The sequence below is a fragment of the Shewanella sp. 4t3-1-2LB genome (assembly GCF_017368415.1).
GTDB lineage: Bacteria > Pseudomonadota > Gammaproteobacteria > Enterobacterales > Shewanellaceae > Shewanella > Shewanella fodinae.
On record NZ_JAFNJD010000076.1, the window covers coordinates 1 to 6688 of the forward strand.

A 6688-nucleotide genomic window follows, 5' to 3' on the forward strand; every position below is an offset into this window, starting at 1 on the left:
TTCTATAACATATGGCTGCCAGTACTGATAAGACTTTGACTCCTAGCTACTGAAAAATGATATCAATTTGTTAAATAGTTTTCACGAAATGTGTTGATGTTTAATTATTGATGCATCAATAGGGTAATTAATTTATTTCCCAGAACGATAATTGTATTAACAAACATAAACAAAATTTAATTTTAACAATTCATTTCTTAGTATGAATTTTGACCATAAATAGACTTATGGATAATGCTGATGAATTGGCGGGGACTAGAAATATTGAATAAAAAAACCGCTACTTGCGGTTTTTTTATTCTTTTATCAGTTTATTCTTCGTCTTTACGATATTTATCTGCGGTTTCTTTAATCAAAGTTTGCAACTCTCCCTTCTGATACATCTCTGTGACAATGTCACATCCGCCGATCAGCTCACCTTCGACCCACAACTGTGGGAAAGTCGGCCAATTTGCATATTTAGGCAACTCAGCACGGATGTCAGGATGCTGTAGGATATCCACAAAAGCAAACTGCTCACCGAGATTGATCATAATTTGAGCCACTTGAGAAGAAAATCCGCAGCTTGGCAGTTTAGGCGAGCCCTTCATGTAAAGAATAATCGGGTTTTCAGCAAGTTGACGCTTAATTTTTTCAACAGTATCCATTTTAGTTCCTAAGTAATGGTGCTAGTAATTGCCTATTGTACGTCAGTCCCTATGGCAACAAAAACACAGTAAAAGTATGGTTTTTAGATGCACAACATCTAATGAAATGCAACCATAATATTATGGTTAAACAATGATGCACTTCACAAATTTTATCAGTACAATAGAGCCAGTGAGCATGTTCAAGAATGATAAACCAAGTCAATGGAGAGATAACAATGGCTTTCGAATTACCTGCATTACCTTATGCAAAAGACGCATTGGAACCCCATATATCACAGGAAACCATAGAGTATCACTACGGCAAACATCACAATACTTATGTGGTGAACCTCAATAAGCTGATAGCTGGAACTGAAAATGAAGGCAAATCGCTAGAAGCGATTATCAAGTCTTCTTCAGGAGGGGTGTTCAATAATGCCGCTCAGGTGTGGAATCATACTTTTTACTGGAATTGCCTAGCGCCTAATGCTGGCGGGGAAGCAACTGGTGCTATTGCTGATGCAATTGCAGCAACATTCGATTCTTTTGAGGCGTTTAAAGAAGAATTTACTAAGAGTGCTACAGGCAACTTTGGTTCAGGATGGACTTGGCTGGTGAAAAAGGCTGATGGTTCTTTAGCCATTCAGAATACTTCCAATGCTGGCTGCCCACTGACCGATGGAGTAACCCCCTTATTAACAGTTGATGTATGGGAACATGCCTATTACATCGACTATCGTAATGCTCGACCCAATTATTTGTCCCATTATTGGGAATTGATTAACTGGGACTTTGTAAATAAGAATTTCGCTGCTTAAGTTTCAGCGCTTGTAAAAAGGAGCCTTTCAAGGCTCCTTTTTTATTGCCCAAAATCCTTTATCAGCTCTTTTCGTCGTGCGACTGTTTTTTCGGCTAAAAACTGTTATTTCATAGTGTTAGCAACATTGTCGCAACAACTGCAAATATTGCTTTTGCAACTATTTCTCTTTGTTTTAGTTATGTTTTTTTGACAACACCCACAAAATAGTGTCTAAGATTAAGTGTAGGTCACTACATAACCAGAGTTTCCATCCAGAGATAAGCTTGGTGCTTCAGGGGGTTTAAGATGGGTATATTCGAGCATTATCAGCAGCGCTACGAGAAGAAACTCGAGGAAGAATTCACACTTCAGGAGTTTCTCGACCTCTGTAAAAAAGATCGCACGGCTTACGCCTCTGCGGCTGAACGATTGCTTATCGCTATTGGTGAGCCGGAAGTCATCGATACATCAAAAAATCCGGTATTGAGTCGGATTTTCTCAAACCGAGTCATCTCGCGCTATCCGGCTTTTAAGGATTTCTTCGGCATGGAGGAGTCTATTGAACAAATCGTTTCCTATTTACGCCACTCTGCACAAGGGTTGGAAGAATCAAAACAGATCCTATACCTGTTGGGACCTGTCGGCGGTGGTAAGTCGTCGTTAGCTGAGAAGCTCAAAGCCCTGATGCAACAGGTTCCCGTTTATGTGCTGACAGCCAACGGTGAACGCAGCCCGGTGAACGATCATCCGTTCTGTCTGTTTGACCCAGAAGAAGATGGCAAGTTGCTGCAGCAAGAATACCAAATTCCGCTCCGCTATCTGAAAACTATCATGTCTCCTTGGGCGGTTAAGCGCTTACATGAATTTGGCGGCGATATTTCCAAATTCCGAGTGGTAAAAGTATTTCCCTCAGTATTAGATCAAGTGGCAATCGCAAAAACTGAGCCGGGCGACGAGAACAATCAAGACATATCATCGCTGGTGGGTAAGGTCGATATTCGTAAACTTGAGCATTATGCACAAAACGATGCCGATGCTTACGCCTATTCTGGCGCGCTATGCCGTGCTAACCAAGGGCTAATGGAGTTTGTGGAGATGTTTAAAGCGCCAATCAAGGTGCTGCATCCCCTGCTGACGGCTACCCAAGAAGGGAATTACAACGGTACAGAGGGGCTCTCCGCCCTGCCCTTCAGCGGCATCATTCTAGCGCATTCCAATGAGTCAGAATGGAGTGCATTCCGTAACAACAAAAACAATGAAGCATTTCTTGACCGTGTATACATTGTCAAAGTGCCTTATTGTTTGCGTGTATCAGAAGAGATCCACATCTATGAAAAACTCATTGCCAATTCCGAATTGGCGCATGCCCCCTGTTCACCCAGTACCTTAGAAACTCTGGCGCAGTTTAGCGTGTTATCAAGAATTAAGGCCCCAGAAAACTCTTCTATTTATTCCAAGATGCGGGTTTATAACGGTGAGAGCCTTAAAGATACGGATCCCAAAGCCAAGTCATATCAGGAATACCGCGATTACGCTGGGGTTGATGAAGGGATGGAAGGGTTGTCGACTCGCTTTGCCTTCAAGATCCTCTCTAAAGTATTCAACTTTGACCGCACAGAGATAGCCGCCAATCCGGTGCATTTATTCTATGTGTTGGAAAAACAGATTGAACAGGAGCAGTTCCCCAACGATACCGCCGATCGTTATTTGGAATTTTTAAAAGGCTATTTAATCCCTAAATATGTGGAATTTATCGGGAAAGAGATCCAGACGGCCTACCTCGAGTCCTACTCTGAATATGGCCAGAACATCTTTGACCGCTACGTTACCTACGCTGATTTTTGGATCCAAGATCAGGAATATCGTGATCCGGAAACCGGCCAATTATTCGATCGTGCGGCACTGAATGCCGAGCTGGAAAAAATTGAAAAGCCGGCGGGGATCAGCAATCCCAAAGATTTTCGTAATGAGATCGTGAACTTCGTACTGCGTGCTCGCGCCAATAACGACGGTAACAATCCAAACTGGACCAGTTATGAGAAGCTGCGTACCGTGATAGAGAAAAAAATGTTTTCCAATACTGAAGACCTGTTGCCGGTCATTTCCTTTAATACCAAGACCTCGACAGAAGATCAGCGGAAGCATGATGACTTTGTCAGTCGCATGATGGAGAAAGGCTACACCAAAAAACAGGTACGGCTGCTATCTGAATGGTACCTGAGGGTAAGAAAATCCTCGTAGTCCGATGGCGGGGCCGCCATGGGGAGGCCCCGGTTCTTACTTTGGGAGGTGCTTATGGCAAATTTCATCGACAGGCGGTTAAATGCCAAAGGTAAAAGTACTGTTAACCGCCAGCGTTTTATCAACCGCTATAAACAGCAGATAAAGAAAGCGGTAAGTGATGCAGTCACCCGGCGCAGTGTTACCGACATTGATAAAGGCGAAAAGATCAGTATTCCAACGCGAGATATTAGCGAGCCTATATTTCACCAAGGCCAAGGCGGTGTTCGTGAGCGGGTACACCCCGGCAATGACCAATTTACCCGTGGTGATAAGATTGAACGACCACCCGCAGGCGGCGGTGGTGGCAGCGGCTCGGGTGAGGCATCAGACAGCGGCGAAGGTCAGGATGACTTTGTGTTTCAAATCTCCAAAGACGAGTATCTGGAGCTATTGTTTGAAGATTTGGAACTGCCAAATCTCCAGAAAAATCGCCTCAATAAATTAGTGGAATACCAAACCTATCGTGCAGGTTACACCACTGATGGCGTGCCCACCAATATCAACATAGTACGCTCTCTACGCTCATCTCTGGCTCGGCGTACCGCCATGACTGCAGGCAAAAAGCGTGAGCTACATGCACTTGAACAAGAATTAACGGAGTTACAAAACACAGTAGGAGCCAGCGCCGACCGCATACTAGCGCTTAAGGATCAGATAGAAGAACTGAAACAGAAAATTAAAAAAGTCCCATTTATTGATACCTTTGATTTACGTTTCAACAATTTTGCTAAACGGGAAATCCCCACCAGCCAAGCGGTGATGTTTTGCTTAATGGATGTGTCTGGGTCTATGGATCAGGCTACCAAAGATATGGCGAAACGCTTCTACATTTTGTTATACCTGTTTCTAACACGTACCTATAAAAACCTCGAAGTCGTCTATATCCGCCATCACACCCAGGCAAAGGAAGTAGACGAACACGAATTTTTCTACTCTCAGGAAACCGGTGGCACAATCGTTTCCAGTGCCTTAAAGCTGATGCATGAAATTCAGCAAAAACGTTATCCTGCTGAGGAGTGGAATATTTATGCTGCACAGGCTTCTGATGGTGACAACTGGGCGGATGACTCCCCTTTGTGCTATCAGCTTTTGGAAAAACAGATCCTGCCGTTTGTACGCTACTTTTCCTATATTGAAATCACTAATCGCGCACACCAGACGCTATGGCGGGAGTATGAACAACTCACTGAAAAATTTGACAATATGGCGGTCCGAAATATTCGTCAGGTAGAAGATATCTATCCGGTATTTCGCGAATTGTTCAAGAAGCAAGCAGTTTGAGGGGGCCATATGGCAAAAAGCAAGCAACGTCAGCCACTCAGTGATGGGCCGGAATGGACCTTTGAGCTGCTGCAATCTTATGAGCAGGAGATAGCCAGAGTCGCCGCCCATTATCGGCTCAATACCTATCCCAACCAGATTGAAATTATTACCGCAGAACAGATGATGGATGCCTATGCCAGTGTCGGTATGCCCATTGGCTACACCCATTGGTCATTTGGTAAGCGATTTATCGAGACGGAACAGGGATATAAACGCGGTCAGATGGGCCTAGCCTATGAAATTGTCATTAATTCAGATCCCTGTATTGCCTATCTAATGGAGGAAAACACCATCACCATGCAGGCGTTGGTGATTGCACATGCCTGCTATGGCCATAACAGCTTTTTTAAGAATAATTATCTATTCAAAACTTGGACAGATGCCAGCTCCATTATTGACTATCTGGTATTCGCGAAGCAGTACATTAGTCAGTGTGAACGCAAATATGGCGTCGAAGAAGTTGAGAGCATCCTCGACTCCTGTCATGCGCTGATGAACTACGGCGTGGATCGCTATAAACGGCCAGCACATATCTCTTTTAAAGAGGAACAACTGCGGCAACAGGAACGCGAAGCTTACCTGCAAAGCCAAGTTAATGATCTGTGGCGCACAATCCCAATGAAACCGGCAGAGCTGAAACTAATGGCTGATAAGCGCTTTCCGCCAGAGCCACAGGAAAATATTTTATATTTCATTGAAAAAAAAGCGCCATTACTAGAGCCATGGCAACGAGAAGTGGTACGTATCGTACGTAAGCTGGGCCAGTATTTCTATCCACAGCGCCAAACTCAAGTCATGAATGAAGGCTGGGCAACTTTTTGGCACTATACCCTACTCAACCATCTATACGATGAAGGGCTCCTTACTGATCGCTTTATGCTAGAGTTTCTACAAAGCCACACCAATGTTGTGGCACAGCCGGCCTATAACAGCCCTTACTACAGTGGTATTAATCCGTATGCTTTGGGCTTTAATATGTTCTGCGATATTCGTCGAATTTGCGAACACCCCACCGATGAAGATCGTCGCTGGTTCCCGGATATTGCAGGCAGTAATTGGCTCGACACCTTGCATTTTGCTATGCAGAATTTCAAAGATGAGAGTTTTATCAGCCAATATCTGTCACCTAATCTTATCCGCAAACTCAAATTATTCAGTGTATTGGACGATGAACGTCAAGAATATCTCAGTATCTCTGCGATCCATAATGAACAGGGCTATCATGAGATCCGCCAGATGTTATCGTCTCAATACAACCTGTCAAATAATGAACCCAATATTCAGGTATATAACGTTAATGTGAATGGCGACCGTGCATTGACGTTACGTTATATTCCCAACCGCGGTATCCCCTTGGCAAATAGCCGTAATGAGGTGTTGAAACATCTGCATCGCCTTTGGAAGTTTGACGTATTCCTGGAGCAAATGGATGATGATGGTGAGCTCAAAATTATCGCAGCGTGTCCTGAAAAACATGCAGCCGCCTGAAAACTTATCGGTGATATAAACAAAAGGACTGCCAATCGACTAATGCCAGTCAGTTAAGAGCTGACTGGCATTTTCTTTTGACTGGATATTTCCTTGGTTTTGCTCTAACACACCGAGGGTAAGCTCTTGAGTCTCCTCGTATTGGCAGTACATGCTGCTCGGTTTC

The 6688-nt window shown here is 43.9% G+C and carries 5 protein-coding genes; 4 read left to right on the top strand and 1 reads right to left on the bottom strand.

Going from position 1 to position 6688, the window contains the following annotated elements:
* Positions 1-311: 311 nt before the first annotated feature.
* Complete coding sequence (locus J3L11_RS18235; protein ID WP_133040053.1) at positions 312-647, bottom strand: Grx4 family monothiol glutaredoxin; 336 nt, start codon at positions 645-647, stop codon at positions 312-314.
* A gap of 218 nt (positions 648-865) precedes the next feature.
* Between J3L11_RS18235 and sodB the strand changes: the two genes are divergently transcribed.
* The 4 genes from sodB to J3L11_RS18255 all read left to right on the top strand — a co-directional run bounded on the left by sodB (position 866) and on the right by J3L11_RS18255 (position 6522).
* Positions 866-1447, top strand: coding sequence for a superoxide dismutase [Fe] (sodB, locus tag J3L11_RS18240; RefSeq protein ID WP_207571904.1), 582 nt, complete (start codon positions 866-868; stop codon positions 1445-1447).
* A gap of 287 nt (positions 1448-1734) precedes the next feature.
* Positions 1735-3669: a PrkA family serine protein kinase gene (locus tag J3L11_RS18245; RefSeq protein ID WP_207571905.1), complete on the top strand. Its 1935-nt coding sequence runs from the start codon at positions 1735-1737 to the stop codon at positions 3667-3669.
* A gap of 54 nt (positions 3670-3723) precedes the next feature.
* Entirely contained in the window at positions 3724-4992 is a 1269-nt protein-coding gene (locus J3L11_RS18250) for a YeaH/YhbH family protein (RefSeq protein ID WP_207571906.1), read from the top strand.
* A gap of 9 nt (positions 4993-5001) precedes the next feature.
* Positions 5002-6522, top strand: coding sequence for a SpoVR family protein (locus J3L11_RS18255; protein WP_207571907.1), 1521 nt, complete (start codon positions 5002-5004; stop codon positions 6520-6522).
* Positions 6523-6688: the final 166 nt, after the last annotated feature.